The 16456-nt window shown below is 74.4% G+C and carries 16 protein-coding genes; 2 read left to right on the plus strand and 14 right to left on the minus strand.

Going from position 1 to position 16456, the window contains the following annotated elements; translation table 11 throughout:
- Positions 1 to 25: 25 nt before the first annotated feature.
- From FLM69_RS06570 to FLM69_RS06625, 12 genes are all read right to left on the minus strand, one after another.
- Positions 26 to 2125: an NHL domain-containing thioredoxin family protein gene (locus tag FLM69_RS06570; protein ID WP_141843543.1), complete on the minus strand. Its 2100-nt coding sequence runs from the start codon at positions 2123 to 2125 to the stop codon at positions 26 to 28.
- Positions 2126 to 2220: 95 nt separating this feature from the next.
- Complete coding sequence (locus tag FLM69_RS06575) at positions 2221 to 3009, minus strand: hypothetical protein (RefSeq protein ID WP_141843545.1); 789 nt, start codon at positions 3007 to 3009, stop codon at positions 2221 to 2223.
- Positions 3010 to 3064: 55 nt separating this feature from the next.
- A complete protein-coding gene (locus tag FLM69_RS06580; protein WP_141843546.1) occupies positions 3065 to 5323 on the minus strand; it encodes a cytochrome c oxidase assembly protein in 2259 nt (752 codons plus the stop codon).
- A 73-nt stretch (positions 5324 to 5396) separates the two neighbouring features.
- Positions 5397 to 6809 carry a Dyp-type peroxidase gene (locus tag FLM69_RS06585; protein WP_141843548.1) on the minus strand — a complete coding sequence of 471 codons (1413 nt, stop codon included), beginning with the start codon at positions 6807 to 6809 and terminating at the stop codon, positions 5397 to 5399.
- Complete coding sequence (locus FLM69_RS06590; RefSeq protein ID WP_141843549.1) at positions 6796 to 7407, minus strand: copper chaperone PCu(A)C; 612 nt, start codon at positions 7405 to 7407, stop codon at positions 6796 to 6798. The genes FLM69_RS06585 and FLM69_RS06590 overlap by 14 nt, the downstream gene beginning before the upstream one ends.
- A gap of 103 nt (positions 7408 to 7510) precedes the next feature.
- Entirely contained in the window at positions 7511 to 8194 is a 684-nt protein-coding gene (locus tag FLM69_RS06595) for a copper resistance CopC family protein (protein WP_141843551.1), read from the minus strand.
- A gap of 110 nt (positions 8195 to 8304) precedes the next feature.
- On the minus strand, positions 8305 to 9000 hold the full coding sequence (locus tag FLM69_RS06600) for a hypothetical protein (protein ID WP_063188855.1): 696 nt from the start codon (positions 8998 to 9000) through the stop codon (positions 8305 to 8307).
- Between the two features lie 157 nt (positions 9001 to 9157).
- Positions 9158 to 9439, minus strand: a complete 282-nt coding sequence (locus FLM69_RS06605) for an HU family DNA-binding protein (protein ID WP_002858339.1) — start codon at positions 9437 to 9439, stop codon at positions 9158 to 9160.
- A 229-nt stretch (positions 9440 to 9668) separates the two neighbouring features.
- Positions 9669 to 9974: a 30S ribosomal protein S14 gene (gene rpsN, locus FLM69_RS06610; protein ID WP_002858338.1), complete on the minus strand. Its 306-nt coding sequence runs from the start codon at positions 9972 to 9974 to the stop codon at positions 9669 to 9671.
- A 1-nt stretch (position 9975) separates the two neighbouring features.
- The gene (gene rpmG / locus FLM69_RS06615) at positions 9976 to 10143 is read right to left on the minus strand and encodes a 50S ribosomal protein L33 (protein ID WP_002858336.1); all 168 of its coding nucleotides are present in this window, start codon (positions 10141 to 10143) and stop codon (positions 9976 to 9978) included.
- A 1-nt stretch (position 10144) separates the two neighbouring features.
- Positions 10145 to 10381 (minus strand): 50S ribosomal protein L28, encoded by a 237-nt coding sequence (gene rpmB, locus FLM69_RS06620; protein WP_002858335.1) that lies wholly within the window; start codon positions 10379 to 10381, stop codon positions 10145 to 10147.
- A 465-nt stretch (positions 10382 to 10846) separates the two neighbouring features.
- Entirely contained in the window at positions 10847 to 11602 is a 756-nt protein-coding gene (locus FLM69_RS06625; RefSeq protein ID WP_041104498.1) for a VIT1/CCC1 transporter family protein, read from the minus strand.
- A gap of 168 nt (positions 11603 to 11770) precedes the next feature.
- Between FLM69_RS06625 and FLM69_RS06630 the strand changes: the two genes are divergently transcribed.
- Both FLM69_RS06630 and FLM69_RS06635 read left to right on the plus strand, forming a co-directional pair.
- Positions 11771 to 13054 carry an NRAMP family divalent metal transporter gene (locus FLM69_RS06630; protein ID WP_041104497.1) on the plus strand — a complete coding sequence of 428 codons (1284 nt, stop codon included), beginning with the start codon at positions 11771 to 11773 and terminating at the stop codon, positions 13052 to 13054.
- A complete protein-coding gene (locus FLM69_RS06635) occupies positions 13047 to 13859 on the plus strand; it encodes a putative hydro-lyase (protein WP_141843553.1) in 813 nt (270 codons plus the stop codon). The genes FLM69_RS06630 and FLM69_RS06635 overlap by 8 nt, the downstream gene beginning before the upstream one ends.
- Positions 13860 to 13881: 22 nt before the next feature.
- On the opposite strand, the gene FLM69_RS06640 is transcribed toward FLM69_RS06635, so the two are convergent.
- Together FLM69_RS06640 and FLM69_RS06645 are read right to left on the minus strand one after the other, a co-directional pair.
- Positions 13882 to 14589, minus strand: coding sequence for a GntR family transcriptional regulator (locus FLM69_RS06640; RefSeq protein WP_141843555.1), 708 nt, complete (start codon positions 14587 to 14589; stop codon positions 13882 to 13884).
- A complete protein-coding gene (locus FLM69_RS06645; RefSeq protein ID WP_141843557.1) occupies positions 14586 to 16355 on the minus strand; it encodes a biotin carboxylase N-terminal domain-containing protein in 1770 nt (589 codons plus the stop codon). The genes FLM69_RS06640 and FLM69_RS06645 overlap by 4 nt, the downstream gene beginning before the upstream one ends.
- Positions 16356 to 16456 lie beyond the last annotated feature (101 nt).

The following is a 16456-nucleotide window of genomic DNA, read 5'->3' on the forward strand; positions in this document are numbered from 1 at the left end:
TCGGGGTCGGGGGCGGACGACGCGCTCAGTGTATCCCGCGCAGGTCCAGGTCCAGGCGGGTCTCGGCGCCCTCCGGGGCCCGGTCCGGGGTGTGCACCGTGACCGGGATGCCCCAGTCCTGCTGGTACAGGTGGCAGGCGGCGTGGTCCGGGATGGGCTGCCCCTTCTCCCCGTCACACGCGGCGGCCCGGGCGGTGATGTGCAGGACGCCCTCCTCGACCTCGGGGTTCAGCCGCAGCGTCCGGTGCAGCCCCGTGGACGTGCCGGCGCCCTCGAGCAGCAGCTCCTCCGGGGACGAGGAGACCTTCAGCTGCGTGGGATCGCCCCAGCGGTCGTCCAGCTTCTGCCCCGTGGGCGCGGCGAAGCCGATCGTCAGGTCCAGGTCGCCGGCCACCACCGGGGTGCGGGGACGCTGCGTCTGCCGCGCGCCCTCGTCCACGGTGAGGAACTCCTCCGGCACCGCCAGCCGCGTGAGCCGGTGGGCGTTGGACTCGACCACCACGATCGCGGTGTCGTTCCCGTCCGCGTCGTGCTCCACGAGCACGTCCGAGGGCTCGAGCAGCCCGCGCGCCACCGTGGTCACCGTGGCCGGGACCGCCCGGCCCGCGGCGTCCTCGCCGGCCGGCGCGTACCGGCGGATCGCGCCGTTGTACGTGTCGGCGATCAGCACGGAGCCGTCCGGCAGGGCCGTGACGCCCAGCGCGTGCTGCAGGCGCGCGCGGTCCGCCTCCCCGTCCACGTGGCCGAAGTCGAACAGGCCCGCCCCGACGGCGGTCCCGACCTCGCGGCGCCCGTCCTCCCCGGTCCGCACCCAGCGCACCGCGGAGGTCTCCGAGTCCGCGACCCACAGCGTGCCGTCCGCGCCCACGGACAGCCCCGAGGGCTGCGCGAACCAGGCCCGTCCGGCGTCGCCGTCCAGCAGGCCCTCGAGCGCCGTGCCCGCGTGCACCGCGAGCGCGCCCGTGACGGGGTCGAAGTCGAAGAGCTGGTGCGTGCCGGCCATCGCGATCACCACACGCCCCAGGGCGGGGTGCCACACGACGTCCCACGGGGAGGACAGCGAGATCGCGGTCGGCTCCCCGGGCAGGTCCGCGAGGTCGACGGCGACGTCCCCCTCGTCGTCGACGGCGGCGGCCTCCTTGGCGCGCTCGGAGTCGATGAGCTTCTGCACGCCGTTGCCGGCGAGGGTGCTGACGTGCCCGTCCGACAGGCGCAGGCCCCGCAGCCGGTGGTTGACCGAGTCCGCCACGACGACGTCGTAGCCGACGCGCTCCGCGACGTCCTCGGGCAGCAGCGCCAGGCCCTGGGGCTCGTTGAACAGCGCCTCGTCCGGCCCGCCGTCCGCGTGGCCCTTCTCCCCGGGCGTGGGGAATGCGAGCTCGGCCTGGCCCGCGTCCGCCGTGGCGGGGTCCCCGCCGCCGAACGCGCGGAGCACCGTGGTCAGGTCCTCGGCGACCTCCAGGAGGCGGTGGTGGCCGGTGTCCGAGACGAGGAACGAGCCCGGGCGGGAGCCGCGGCCGCCGAGCGACACGGCCTTGCCGGGGAACGACAGGTCCCGGGCCACGGGCGCGGGCGGGACGTAGGGGCCGGAGCCGCGGTGCAGCGTGCCCTTGGCCTCGTGCTCGGCCACGAGCTCGCGCACGAGCCCGTAGAGCCCGGCCACGTGCCCCTCGCCGGACAGGTGCGCGGCGATGTAGCCCTCCGGGTCCACCACCACGAGGGTGGGCCACGCGCGCGCCGAGTACGCCTGCCACGTGGTCAGCTCGGGGTCGTCCAGCACGGGGTGCTCGATGGCGTAGCGCTCCACGGCGGCCGCGAGCGCGTCCGGGTCCGCCTCGTGCTCGAACTTGGGCGAGTGCACGCCCACCGTGACGAGCACGTCCGCGAACTCCTCCTCGAGCGGGCGCAGCTCGTCCAGGACGTGCAGGCAGTTGATGCAGCAGAACGTCCAGAAGTCGAGGAGGACGACCTTGCCGCGCAGGTCCTCGAGGCTCACCTGCTCGCCGCCGGTGTTCAGCCAGCCGCGGCCCACGAGCTCGGACGCGCGCACCCGGGTGGCCGCGCGGGGCACGGCGGCGGGGGCGTCAGCGGACGGGGCGGGGTTCGGGGTCTGCGGTGCGGTCATGCCCACCATCATGGCGCACGTCCCGGACGCGTCAGCCGTGAGCGGACGCCGGCGGCGTCACAGGGGGAAAGACGACGCCGCCGGGCGGGTCCGGCTCAGTCGGCGGCCAGGGCGGCGGCCAGCATCTCCTCGGCGATGAGGGTGAACTCCTTGCGCCCGGCCTCGGGCCGGCCCACGAAGGAGACCATCACCACGGCGTCGGAGGTGACGGCGGTGAGCACCTGGGCCGTGAGCTGGGGCTCGGACTCCGAGGCCACGGTCCGCTCCCACACGAGGGCGGACTGCGCCGGGGTGCCCTCGGACAGCGGCGCGTCGGAGACCTCGAGGCGGTAGTCGACGGTCGCGTCCCCCTCCTGCACGGTCATGGTCATCTCGCGGCAGTCGGCGCGCAGGGCGTTGACGGTCTGGATGTGCCGCTCGACGTCCTGGCGGCCCTGGCCCGTGAGCCGGGCGACCTCCACGGTGCCCGTGCCCGTGAAGGTGTCGGCGCCGACGTCGACGCGCGTGGCCTCGGATTCGTCGAGGGCGATCGGGGAGAAGTCCAGGGCGGTCAGCGGCGCCTTGCACTGCGCCGGCTGCACGGTGGTCCGGTCCGCGTCCGCGCGCCGGTCCCGGGAGTCCTCGCGGGCCGCGTCGATCTCCTCTGCCGTTGCGGCCCGCTGCCGGACGAAGCCGAACGTGGCCGCACGCTCGGCCGCGGCCTCCGCCATGCGCGCGTCCTGACGGTCGCCCAGGCCGAGCCCCTCCGGGGCCGCCGCCTCCGTGGGCGCCGCGGTGCCGGCGTCGTCGTGGACCCCGTCCGCGGGCGCGGACGCGGCGGCCGGATCACCGTCCCCGGCCCCGCAGCCCGTCAGGGCCAGCAGGCCGGCGGCGACGGCAGCCACGAGGCGTGGCCGACCACGCCGGGGCGCGGCCGGGCGGCGGAGGGGAGGAAGACGGTCAGCGGACATCACGGGTCTCCTCGGGGCCGGTGGAGGAGTCACGGGCCGCGGGCTCGGCACCGCTCGGGGCGTCGGTGACCGGGGTGCCGTGCATGTGGGCGTACATCTCGTTCCAACGGCGCAGCTCCGCGTCGCCGTCACGGTCGGCCTGCCGGTCCAGCCGGACCGCGTTCTTGCGGTCGCTGCGATACCAGAGCACGGCCACCATCACCGCCATCATCACGGTGGGGAACTCGCCGATGCCCCACATCACCGCGCCGCCGATGCGCTGGTCCTCGAGGGCGGTGGGGCCCCAGTCGCGGCCCATGTTGCCGAACCAGGACGCCTGCAACAGACCGGTGGAGGTGGTCATGGCGACACCGATGAAGGCGTGGAAGACCATCGTGGCCATCAGGAGCACGAGCCGCAGGGCGTACGGGGGCCGGCGCGGCAGCGGGTCCGAGCCGATCATGACCAGGGCGAACAGGAACCCGGTCAGCAGGAAGTGGACGTTCATGAACTCGTGGCCCACGTGGGTCTGCAGCGAGAACCGGAAGAAGTCCGTGTAGTAGAACACCAGGATCGAGCCGGCGAAGTTGACCCCCGCCACGATCGGGTTCGTGATGAACCGCCCCCACGGGGAGTGCACGATCCACAGGATCCACTCGCGGGGGCCGCGCGTCCCGTCCGTGCGGGCCGGCAGGGCCCGTAGCGCCAGGGTGATGGGCGCGCCCAGGACGAGGAAGACGGGACTGAGCATCGTCAGCGTCATGTGGCCCACCATGTGTGCGCTGAACAGGACGCGGCCGTACACGGCCGGGGACCCGGAGGTCGCCCACAACAGCACGGCCAGCCCCGCGAACCACGCGACGGTGCGCAGCACGGGCCAGCGGTCGCCGCGGCGGCGCAGCTGCCACACGGAGCGCAGGTACCAGAGGGACAGGAACGCGATGATCGCGACCCACAGCCAGTCGAACCGCCACATCGTGATCCACCGGGCGCCCTCGAGGGCCGGCGGCAGCTCGTAGCCGGTGAGGATGCGGGCCGGGGTGGCGTCCGGCGCGAGCTCCTCCGGCACGGGCGGGGCCGTCCGGGAGAGCACGGAGGAGACACCCATGACGGCGCCCATGATCACGGCCTCCACGGCGATGAGCTGCCACAGCAGGCGACGCGCGGGGGCGGGGCTGGGACGGTCCGGGCCGGCGTCGAGGCGGGGGATCACCCACCGGCGGTGCAGCAGGCCGATCAGGCCGAGGCCCAGGGCCGCCAGGAACTTGGCCGACACGAGGATGCCGTAGGGGCTCAGCAGCTGGGCCGGATCGTCCATGCGGATCGACGCGTTGACCACGCCGGACAGCGCCACCGTGACCAGGCCCAGCCCGGCGAGCACGGAGTAGCGGGTCAGGACCGTGTGCAGCAGGGGCGCCGGGCCCTGCCGGCGTAGGCTGCGGCCCCGCCCCTGCGCCCCGTTGGGCCCCACGAGGGTGTCCGAGATCGCGACGAGCACGAGCAGTCCGCCCACCCACACGACGACGCCGAGCAGGTGCAGGCCGATCGAGTTCACGGCGCCGGTGTGGTCGTCACCGCCCGCCGCGTGCCCGATCAGGGCCAGGGGCACGAGGGCGAGCATCGCCAGGATGCCGGTCCAGAACAGGCCGTTGTGGGAGCGGACGGCGATCGCCAACGTGGTCACGACGGCGGCGATCACGGTGACCCAGAACCACGCCTGGCCCACCGAGATGCCGACCACGTAGGCCGCCAGGCCGTCCGTGAAGCCCTGCCCCGCCGTGACGGGGATGCCGGCGAGATCCGAGTAGGACAGCACGCCGACGGCCAGCGCGGCCACCGTCCACACGCCGGCGCTGACGGCGGCGATCCGCATCACGCGGGTGAACGCGGGGTGCTCGGGCAGCGGTGCGGCGTCCGCGTCCTCGCGCCGCTGCCGGGCGGAGCGGTGCCACCGTTCCGTGCCCGCCGCGTGCGGCGGCAGGACCCCGGCCGCGAAGATCAGCGCCGCGATGGTCAGGGACATCGCCAGGTTGGAGACGAGCTCCCCCACGGGCACGCCCCAGCGGGTGATCCACCCCGGGTCGGAGAGCTGGCGTGCGGCGGTGACCCCGGTCAGCCAGCCGGCGGCGGCGAGGCCGGCGGCTCCCGCGGCGGCCACGAGCACCCAGATCCACCGGGGCACACCGACCGGCCCCGACGGACCGGGGCGGGCGGCGTCGTCGTTCTCGGCGGGGTGGCTGCCCCGGGCGGGGGCGGTGGCGGCGGACATGGGGTCCATCCTCTCAAAGCGTGCGGACGCCCGGCGACGACGGGAGCGGCCCCGCCGTCGTCGGGCCCCTGGGTCAGGCGAACAGGGCGTCGCCCACGAACCCGCCCTCGGCGCAGCCGGGCGGGATCGCGAAGACCGCCGAGCCGACGGGCACGGTCCACAGGTTCAGGTGGTCCGACTCGGCGAGCCGGGCCTGGACGGGGACGAACTGTCGGTCCACGTCCGCCTGGTAGGCGGCGAAGATCAGGCCGGAGCCCGCCTCCAGCGCCCCGCGCGGGTCGTCGTAGTTGTAGCTGCGACGCAGCATCCCGTACTCGGGCTCCTCCCCGCGGGCCCGCCGCAGGTGCGCGATGTCCGAGATGACCGGGAAGCCCGTGGGGCCGACGGCGTCGAAGTCCGGCTCGTCGTGCTCCTGCTCCCCCGTGAGGGGGGCGCCGGTGCCGAGGCGACGGCCGATGACCTTCTCCTTGGCCGGGCGGTCGAGCTCGTCCCACGTGTCCATGAGCATCTCGATGCGCCGGATCACCACGGACGTGCCGTCCGCGATCCACGGGGTGACGCCCACCTGCTCGGCGCCCACGCCCCACACCACGCGATCGAGGTGCGGGGTGTCCGCGGCCGGGTTGCCGGTGCCGTCCACCTGCCCGAAGAGGTTGCGCATGGTGGTGCCGGTGGGGTGGGCGCCGCGGGCGGAGCGGAAGCCCTCCTGCACCCAGCGCTCGGTGGCGAACGGCCGGGCCGCCTTGAGGAGCATGCGCCGGGCGTGGGCCACGGACATCCGGTCGTCGCCGCAGATCTGCAGCAGGAGGTCGCCGTCGCTGAACGCGGGGTCCAGGCGGTCGATCTGCTCGAACGCCGGCAGCGGGCGCAGCCAGGCCGGGGCCCGGTCCGGGGCCACGCGGCGGACGAGCTCCGGGCCGAAGCCGAACGTCACGGTGAGCCGCGCGGGGGCGGCGGCGAGCTCCGGCTCGGTGTCGGCGATCGTGGCGCGGCCCTGGGTCAGGCGCGCCGCGTCGTCGGTGAGCAGGCGCAGCATCCGCTCGATGCGCACCCGGTCCGCGTCCTCGCGCAGGTCGAGGGCGAGGAAGACGGCGTGGGCCTGGGCGGGGGTGTCGACGCCGGCCTGGCGCGGCCCGTGGAACGGCACGGTGTCCGTGCCCACGGGCGAGCTGACGGCCACCCGGGCGGACTGGCCGCCGGGCTCGGCCCAGCCGGCCCGGCCGACGTCGCCGTCGATGCCGGTGTCGCCCATGACCTCAGACGGCGAGGCCCCCGCCCCGGGCGCGGCGGACGCGCCCGGGGCGGTCGAGGCCGACGCGTGGCCGGCGCCGTAGCCGAGTGCCGTGCCCAGCAGGCCGCCGCCCACCGCGCCCGCCCCGAGGAGCAGGCCGCGGCGGGAGGGGCCCCCCGGGGCCGGGCGGGCGCCCTCGCGCCCGTCCGGCCCGTGGTGGTCGTCCGGCCGGACGGCGGGGTCAGTGGTCGGCATGGTCCTCCGATTCGTGGGACTCGCCGCCGTGGTACGACTCGTTGGCGCCGGTGAAGGGCCGGACCACGGAGGTGACCTCGAGGGTGGAGCCGTCCTCCAGCTCGAGGTCGTAGGTCACGTCCTCACCCGGCTCGATCGGGTCGGTCAGGCCCATGAACATCACGTGGTTGCCGCCCGGGGCGAGCTCGAGGCTCCCGCCCGCGGGCACGGTGAAGCCGTCGGGGCTCTGCTGCATCACCATCTGGCCGTCCTCGCCGGAGACCATCTCGTGGAGCTCGACCGTCTCGCCCAGCTCCGAGCGGACGCCGACGATGTGCAGGTCCTGGTCCGAGGAGTTCTCGAGCATGCCGAAGGAGCCGGTCATGCCCTCCTCGGTGGCCTTCGTCCACGGGTCGGTGATCGTGAGGCCGGCGGCCTGGCCGTCCGCGGTGGACGCGGCCGACGAGGCGTCCGTGGCCGGCGCGACGCTCGAGGCGTCCGACGCGCTCGGGGCGGACCCGACGTCGTCTCCGGCGCAGGCCGTCAGGCCGAGGGCGGCGACGGCGAGCACGGCGGCGGCGCCGAGGCGGCGAGGGGCGCGGGGGGAGGTGGTGGTCATGTCTGTGGGGTTCCTTGTCAGGCGGGCGCGCGACGACGCGCGGGGCGTGCGGGCGCGCGAGGGCGGGGCCGGTCCCCTCAGGGGGCCGGCCGGGGATCAGAGGTCAGCGGCCGTCGTCGAGGTGGCCGAGCGCACGGGCGCGGCGGCCCATCAGGAGGAAGGCCACCACGAGCACGGCCAGGCCAGCGATGCCGGCGACCCACACCCAGGCGGGCAGCGCGTCGGAGTCCGCGGGCTGCGCGGCGTCGGAGGCGTCCGCCTGCGCGGTCGCCTCGGCCGAGGCGGCGTCGCCCTGGCCTGCCGCGGCCTCCGGGGAGGCGGCGATCGAGGCCCCGGAGACGGCGGAGCCGCAGCCCTCCGGCGCGGTGCCGGCGGCCGGTGCGGCCGGGTCGTCCACCGCGAAGTCGAACGAGCGCTCCTCGGAGTGCCCGTCCGAGTAGACGACGCGGTAGGCGACCTCGTAGTCGCCGTTGGGCAGCCCCTCGCACAGCGGCGCGGAGAAGGTGGGACCGTCCACGGTGCCGGCGGCGGACTGCCACTGGTTGCCGTCGGCGTCGCGGACCTGCAGGAGGTTCTGGATGCCCTCGCCGTCGATCAGCTCGCCGCTGAAGGTCAGCGAGACCTCCGACGGCGCCGTCGTGACGGTCTCGTCGACGGCGGGGGCGGTGCGGATGAGCTCGTCGTGCGCGGCCGCGGGGGCAGCCCCGGCGACGACGAGGGCGGGCAGCAGGGCGAGTCCGGCGGCGGCGCGAGCGGCGCGGCGGACAGGGGTGGTCTGGTGATGCATGGTGGTGTCCTCACGGGTCTGCCGCGGTCCCGGACGGGAGTCGCGGGCGGACCGTTCCGAAGGGTCGTCGGGCGCGGTCGGGCCTCGAGACGCGGACGGAGCCGGCGTCCTCAGGCCGCGAGGGCGAACGGCGGGCCGCGCCGCCCCGGAGAGCTGAGGAGGGCGAGGGACGTCGCCGGACGGAGCGCCGGCGGGACGGGGACCCGGACGCGGGCCGGCGTCGGCAGGGGGCCGTGCGCGGCCGGCGGCGGGCAGACGGCGGCCACCACGCGTTCGGCGATGGTGAGCACGAGGGCCTCGCCGCGCCGCAGCACCAGCACGGTGAGGACCGCGGCGATCACGTGGGCTGCGAGCATGCGCAGGTCGGTCAGGTGGCCGGTGGGGGCGCTGGACAGGGCCTCCCCCGGCGCCAGGAGGGCCCCAGCGCCGGGACGGGCGTGGCCGAGGTGGGCGGGGTCGACGCCGGCGGCCGGCGCCACGGCGTGGCCGCCGGCGGCGAGCCCGTAGAGCACGTGGAACAGCCCCTGGGCGATCGCGACGGCGGCGGCGGTGCGCCACAGCGAGAGGGCGCGGCCCGCCAGGGCGGTGCAGAGCGGGGCGGCGAGGACGGCCGCGAAGGCGACCACGCCGACCTCGGGGAACCCGTGACCGGGCTCGGCGGCGGTGTGGAACAGCGCGGCCAGGGCGGTCATCGCCAGGGCCCCGGCCCAGCCCCGGACCAGACGGGCCGGCCCACGCACGACGCGCGGAGGGGCGTCCTCGAGGCCGGACGGGGCCCACGGAGCGGCGGCGACGGCGCTGCGCATGCCACGACTCCTCTCCGCACGGCCCCGGCCCACGTCGGCCGGACGATCGTCCGCCCATCCTACGCGCCCGCAGACGACGACGGGCGCCCCACCCGAGGGTGGGACGCCCGTCCTGCGGCCTGCGGCGTGGGTCCGGGGACGCGCACCGCGACCGGGATCACTCGGAGGCGGCGGCCTTGAGCTTGGAGCCGGCGGTCACCTTCACGGAGTGGCCGGCCGGGATGGTGATCTCCTCGCCGGTGCGCGGGTTGCGGCCGGTGCGCTCCTTGCGCTCGGTGCGCTCCACGGCCAGCCAGCCCGGGATCGAGACCTTCTCGCCCTTCTTGACCTGGGCGGTGAACACCTCGAAGAGGGCGTCCAGCACATCGCTGACGGCGGCCTGGGTGTTGCCGGAGCGCTCGGCGACGGCGGCGACGAGTTCCTTGCGGTTCATGGCCATGGGTCCTCCCTATGGGACGTCGGTTACGGTTCCCGGGCCGTTCGGACCGGGCTGCCAGTTGTGAACGTACCACCTCTCCGCGGGCGAATCGCCCCCTGAACCGCGAGAATCCGCGATTTCCCGTGACCCGGGTGGCCCTCATCCCCGGGGCACGACGACGGCGGCGCCCCTCCTGAGGAGGGACGCCGCCGTCGCGGTGGTGCCGAGCGCCCGGAGACCGGGCCTCAGGTCACCAGGAGGACTTGGTCACGCCGGGCAGCTCGCCACGGTGCGCCATGTCGCGGAAGCGCACGCGGGAGATGCCGAAGCGCTGGAAGGTGCCGCGGGGGCGACCGTCGATGGCGTCGCGGTTGCGCACGCGGACCGGGGAGGCGTCGCGGGGCAGCTTCTGCAGGCCCAGGCGGGCGGCCTCGCGGGCCTCATCCGACGCGTTCGGGTCCACGAGGGTCTTGCGCAGCTCGAGACGCTTCTCGGCGTAACGGGCCACGATGGCCTTGCGCTGCTCGTTCTTGGCGATCTTGGACTTCTTGGCCATCTCAGCGCTCCTCTCGGAAGTCGACGTGCTTGCGGACCACCGGGTCGTACTTCTTCAGGGTGATGCGGTCCGGGTTGTTCCGGCGGTTCTTGCGGGTCACGTAGGTGAACCCGGTGCCGGCGGTGGACTTCAGCTTGATGATCGGACGAACGTCCTTGTCCTTGGCCATGTCAGAGCTTCACTCCCTTCGCGATCAGGTCCGCCACGACGGCGTCGATCCCGCGCACGTCGATGGTCTTGATGCCCTTGGCGGACAGCGTCAGCGTGACGTTGCGGCGCAGGGAGGGGACCCAGTAGGTCTTCTTCTGGATGTTCGGGTCGAACCGGCGCTTGGTGCGACGGTGCGAGTGGGAGATGCTGTGGCCGAATCCCGGCCCAGCCCCGGTTACCTGGCAGTGAGCTGCCATGATCACTCCTCGTGGCAAGTAGTAGTAAAAGGACGGGCGGAACCCGCATGGCGGCGAGCCGCGGACCTGTCCGCGGACACCTGTTGTGAGCCCCGCCCCGGGTGTGGACACCGCACTCTTACTGCGACTTCTCGAAAAGGTGGACCAGGCTGGGTGAGAGCCAACCGAAGTTCCTTATGGGATCGCTGGTGTGGACGGTGAGCCCCGGTCCGCCCTGAGGGCGTCCCGGGATCCGGTCTGCGGGAGCGCGTTGCTTTTCCGACCCGCCGTCCGCCCGGTCACCTGACCGATGGAACGACGAGAACAACGCGGCGTGCGCCGTCCTATCTTACGCGAACCGTGGGCGTCGCTTCAACTCGACGGGGGGCGCCTGTGGTATGCGCACGGTCCTCGGCTTCCAGGACCGCTCCGCGCGCGCCACGGCGCGGCCACGGGCGCTGGGCCGGCCCACCCCTCCGGCGTGTATCAGGCGACCGACGCCCCCAGCAGCGAGCCCACCGCGAAGGTCAGGCCGAGCGCCAGGGCGCCGCCGAGGACGACGCGCACGGCCGCCCGCAGCGCGGGCGCGTCGCCGAGCCGGGCCCCGACCCAGCCGGTGACGGCGAGGGCCAGGAGGGTGACGCCGAACGTGAACGGGACGCGGAGGCCCACCGGCGCCAGGACGACCGTCAGGAAGGGCAGCAGTGCGCCCACGAGGAACGCGAGGAAGGACGCTCCGGCGGCGGCCCAGGGGCTGACGACGTCCTCCTCCGCCATGCCCAGCTCCATGCGCAGATGCGCGGCGAGCGCATCCTTCTCGGTGAGCTCCCGCGCGGCGGCCTCGGCCGTGGCCCGGCTCAGGCCGTCCGCCTCGTAGAGCCGCACGAGCTCCTCCAGCTCGCCCTCGGGATCCTCCTCGATCTCACGGCGCTCCTTGGCGATCAGCGACTTCTGCGAGTCGGAGGACGAGGAGACGGACACGTACTCGCCCAGCGCCATGGAGAAGGCGCCGCCGACCACGGCGGCGGCGCCGGCCAGCAGGATCGGGGTGAGCGCCGTCGTCGCGCCGGCGACACCGACGACGGTGGCGGCGACGGACACGATGCCGTCGTTGGCGCCGAGCACGCCCGCGCGGAGCCAGTTGAGGCGTGCATGCACGCCGCCGGTGGCGTGCGGCTCGTCGGGACCGCCCGGCGGGAGCTGATCTGCCAGGGGCGAGGACTGTTCAGACGTGTGCGACATGTCTCCATGGTCGCGGCGCCGGGCGGGGCGCGCCAGGCAGGTGAGGCGTTCCTTCGGACGGGGTGCCACGACACTCGCTCTTCCTGTTGCCAGGATTGTTCAACAACAGCTACCGTCTCCCCCAGCGCCTCGTGACGCCCGTCACCTCGCCCGGCGCCCTCGACGAAGGTGACCACCGTGTCCCACGCAGACATCCCCCACGCCGGGCCGGACGGCTCGACCCCCTCGGGCACCGCACCGAAGACGGACTCCCGTGCCGCGAGCGCCACCCGGCGCACCGCGCTGCTCGGCGCCATGTTCCTCATGGCCACCTCGGCCATCGGCCCCGGCTTCATCACGCAGACCGCCACGTTCACCGTCCGGATGGGCGCCGCGTTCGCGTTCGCCATCCTGGTCTCGATCCTCATCGACATCGCCGTCCAGATGAACGTGTGGCGCGTCATCGGCGTCTCCGGCATGCGCGCCCAGGAGCTGGCGAACCGCGTCCTGCCCGGCCTCGGCTGGGTCCTCGCCGCGCTCGTGTTCCTCGGCGGCATGGTCTTCAACATCGGCAACATCGCCGGCACCGGCCTCGGCGCGAACGCCATGCTCGGCGTCGACCCCCTGATCGGCGGCGGCGTCTCCGCGCTCATCGCGCTGTTGATCTTCCTCTCCAAGCGCGCCGGCGTGGCCCTGGACCGGATCGTGGTGGCGCTCGGCGCCGTCATGATCCTGCTGATGCTGTACGTGGCCATCACCTCCGCCCCGCCCGTGGGCGAGGCCCTGCGCCAGTCCGTGATGCCGGAGGAGGTCGACTTCTTCGTGATCGTCACCCTCGTGGGCGGCACCATCGGCGGCTACATCACCTACGCGGGCGCCCACCGCATGATCGACTCCGGAGTGAAGGGCGTGGACGACGTCCAGGACATCACCCGCAGCTCCGTGGCCTCGATCCTCGTGACCGGCCTGATGCGCGCCCTCCTGTTCCTGGCGATCCTCGGCGTCGTCGCCTCGGGGGCGGTGCTGTCCAAGGACAACCTGGCCGCCTCCGCCTTCCAGGCCGCCGCCGGCGACATCGGCCTGCGCATGTTCGGCATCGTCCTGTGGGCCGCCGCCGTCACCTCCGTGATCGGCGCGTCGTACACCTCGATCAGCTTCGTCACCCGCTCCACCACCAGCGCCCGCACCCGCAACCTGCTGACGGTCGCCTTCATCGTGGTCTGCACCGCCCTCTACCTGGCGCTGCGCCAGGCACCGCAGACGCTGCTCGTGTTCGCCGGCGCGTTCAACGGCATGATCCTGCCGGTCGGCTTCGCCGCCCTCCTGTACGTGGCCTGGCGCCGCCGCGACCTGCTGCACGGCTACCGCTACCCCGGGTGGCTGCTCGTGATCGGCGCGCTCGCGTGGATCGTCTCCGTGTTCATCGCGGTGCGCGGGTTCATCCCCATGGTCGAGATGATCACCGGTGCCTGAGATGACCACGACGAAACCGCTGCCGCCGCTGGACGGCGCCACGACCCCCGCGCAGGCCCGCGAGCGCTTCCGCGCGGGGCTCGTGCGGCCGACCTCGGGGATCGCCGACGGCTACGCGCAGGCGAACCTCGTCTCGATCCCGCAGGACCACGCCTACGACGTCCTGCTCTTCGCCCAGCGCAACCCCCAGGCCCTGCCGCTGCTCGGCGTGTTCGAGGCCGGCGAGGTCAACGGCCCCGCACTGGACGGCGACGTCCGCACGGACGTACCGCAGTACGTGGTGTACCGCGACGGCGTCGAGACGGACCGCCCCACGGATCTGCTCGACGTGTGGCGGGACGACCTCGTGACGTTCGTGATCGGCTGCTCGTTCACCTTCGAGTCCGCCCTGGTGGCCGAGGGCATGCGGATGGCCCACCAGGACGCCGGTGTGAACGTGCCGATGTACCGCACCACGCGGCGCTGCGCCTCGGCGGGCCGCCTCTCGGGCCCGCTCGTGGTCTCGATGCGCCCCCTCCCCGCCGACCGTGTGGCCGACGCCGTGCGCATCACCTCCCGCTACCTCGCGGTGCACGGCGCGCCCGTGCACGTGGGCGACCCGGCCGGCCTCGGGATCACGGACCTGTCGGCACCGGACTTCGGCGACGCCGTCGAGGTCCCGCAGGGCCACCTGCCCGTGTTCTGGGCGTGCGGGGTGACGCCGCAGGCGGCGATCATGGAGTCCCGCCCGCCGCTGGCCATCACCCACGCTCCGGGGCACATGCTCATCACGGACCTGCCGGACCGGATGTTCCAGGTCCCGTGACCGCCCGGGCCCGGGGAGGCGGTCAGTCCCCCGCGGCGGCGAGGTGCGCCAGGACGAACTGCTCCGCCTCGTCCAGGTAGTCGCCGAACATGGCGTGCACCGCGGGCAGGTCGCCGGCCAGCAGCCGCTCCACGATCCACCGGTTGCGATCCGCGAACTGCACGTGCAGGCGCGTCTGCTCGTCCATGGGGTGGAACGCCAGGCGCACGCGGGCCTGCACCGACGCCATGAGCCGCGTGAGCTCGGGGGCCCCGGCCAGGTCCACGATGCCGACGTGGACGCGATGGTTGGCGTCGCCCAGGACCCGCGCGGGGGTGTCCGGGCCGCCCGAGAGCAGGTCCTGGGCACAGCGCAGCTGGCGCGCCGCACCGGGGGTGAGCTCACCGTGCTCGAGGGCGCCGAGCTGGATCACCCGACGCGTGCGGTACAGCCCGCGCACGTCCTCCGGACCCGGCGCCGCCACGAACACCCCGCGGTGCGGCCGGCGCTCCACGAGGCCCTCCGAGGCCAGCATGGTGAACGCCTCGCGCAGGCTGTTGCGGCTGACCTGGAGCTCGGCGGCCAGCGCCACCTCTCCCAGTCGCTCCCCCGGCACGAGCCCGGCCGCCGCGATCCGCTGCCGCAGCTGTGCGGCCGCGGCCACGGGAGCCGGAGCCGGGGCGGACTCGCCGCCGCCGGCGCCGGGCGCGAGGCCTTCCCCGGTGACACCGCCGCGCGCTGGCACCCTCACGCCCCCAGCCGGGCGATCGCCTGGCCGCGCGTCACCGAGGCCGGGGTCTCGGCCACGAGGAGCTGGATCCGGCCCGCACGCGGGGCACGGATCGGCGTCTCCATCTTCATCGCCTCGACGATCGCGACCGTGTCACCCTCGACCACCTCGGCGCCGTCCTCGACCTTCCACGAGGCCAGGGTGCCGGTGACCGGCGAGGCCACGGCGCCGTCGTCGTAGGGCTTCCCGGCGCCGGCAGCGCCGGCCGGGGCCGCGGCACCCGCGCCGCCGCCTCCGAGGAGGGCCGCGTAGAGATCGGCGGGCAGGCCCAGTCGCACGGCGCGGCCGTCCAGCTCGACGGTGACGGCAGTCCGGCCGCCCGCAGGCACCTCGGCGCCCAGGTAGGGGGACTCGGCCAGCGGCTCGGCGAACTCGGACTCGATCCACGTGGTGTAGACGCCGAGGCGGTCCCCCGAGGTGAAGGCGTCCTGCTCGAGCACGGCGCGGTGGAACGGCACCACGGTGGGCACGCCGTCGATGCGCAGCTCGGCCAGGGCGTCGCGGGCGCGGGCGATGGCCTGGGCGCGGTCCTCGCCCCACACGATGAGCTTGGCGAGCAGGGAGTCGTACTCGCCCGGCACCACGGAGCCGGTGCGGACGCCCGAGTCCATGCGGACCCCGGGGCCGGTGGGGGCCTCGAACGCGTCGATCGGGCCGGGCACGGGCAGGAAGCCGTACGCCGGGTCCTCGGCGTTGAGGCGGAACTCGAGGGCGTGGCCGCGCGGCGTCGGGTCCTCGGGGATGCTCAGCGGCTCGCCGGCGGCGACGCGGAACTGCTCGCGCACCAGGTCCACGCCGAAGACCTCCTCGGTGACCGGATGCTCCACCTGCAGGCGGGTGTTCACCTCCAGGAAGCTGATGAGGCCGTCCGGGGCCACGAGGTACTCGACCGTGCCGGCCCCGGTGTACCCGGCGGCGCGGCAGATCTCGCGGGCGGAGGTGTGGATGCGCTCGCGCTGCTCGTCCGTGAGGAACGGCGCCGGGGCCTCCTCCACGAGCTTCTGGTTGCGGCGCTGCAGGGAGCAGTCGCGGGTGCCGAGCACGGCCACGTGGCCGTGCTCGTCGGCGAGGACCTGGGCCTCCACGTGGCGGGGGCGGTCCAGGAAGCGCTCCACGAAGCACTCGCCGCGGCCGAACGCGGCGACGGCCTCGCGGACGGTCGCCTCGAACGCGTCCTCGACGTCGCCGAGCTCGCGCACCACGCGGATGCCGCGGCCGCCGCCGCCGAAGGCCGCCTTGATGGCGATCGGCAGGCCGTGCTCCTCGGCGAACGCGCGCGCGGCGGCGGCGTCCGGCACGGGGCCGTCCGAGCCCGGCACGAGCGGGGCGCCCGCCTGCTGGGCGAGGGAGCGGGCGGTGATCTTGTCGCCGAGGGCGCGGATGGCGTCCGGCGACGGGCCGATCCAGGTCATCCCGGCGTCGATCACGGCCTGCGCGAAGTCGGCGTTCTCGGAGAGGAAGCCGTAGCCCGGGTGCACGGCGTCGGCGCCGGCGCGGCGGGCGACGTCGAGGACCGCGTCGATCTTCAGGTAGGTGTCCGCCGAGGACGCGCCCGGCAGGTGGAAGGCCTCGTCCGCGACGGCCACGTGCAGGGCGTCGGCGTCCGGATCCGAGTAGACGGCGATCGAGGCGATGCCGTGGTCGCGGGCGGCGCGGGCCACGCGCACGGCGATCTCGCCGCGGTTGGCGATGAGCACCCGCGTGACGGGGCTGCCTCTTATACCCACCTGACGCCGCCGACGATCGCATAAGTGGCGCTGCCGACTACTAGCCCCGTTCCAATAAAAACCTAGCACAAGTTCGACGATTCGGATTACAATGAGCTTAC

It is taken from the genome of Micrococcus sp. R8502A1 (assembly GCF_006704135.1).
Lineage (GTDB): Bacteria > Actinomycetota > Actinomycetes > Actinomycetales > Micrococcaceae > Micrococcus > Micrococcus luteus.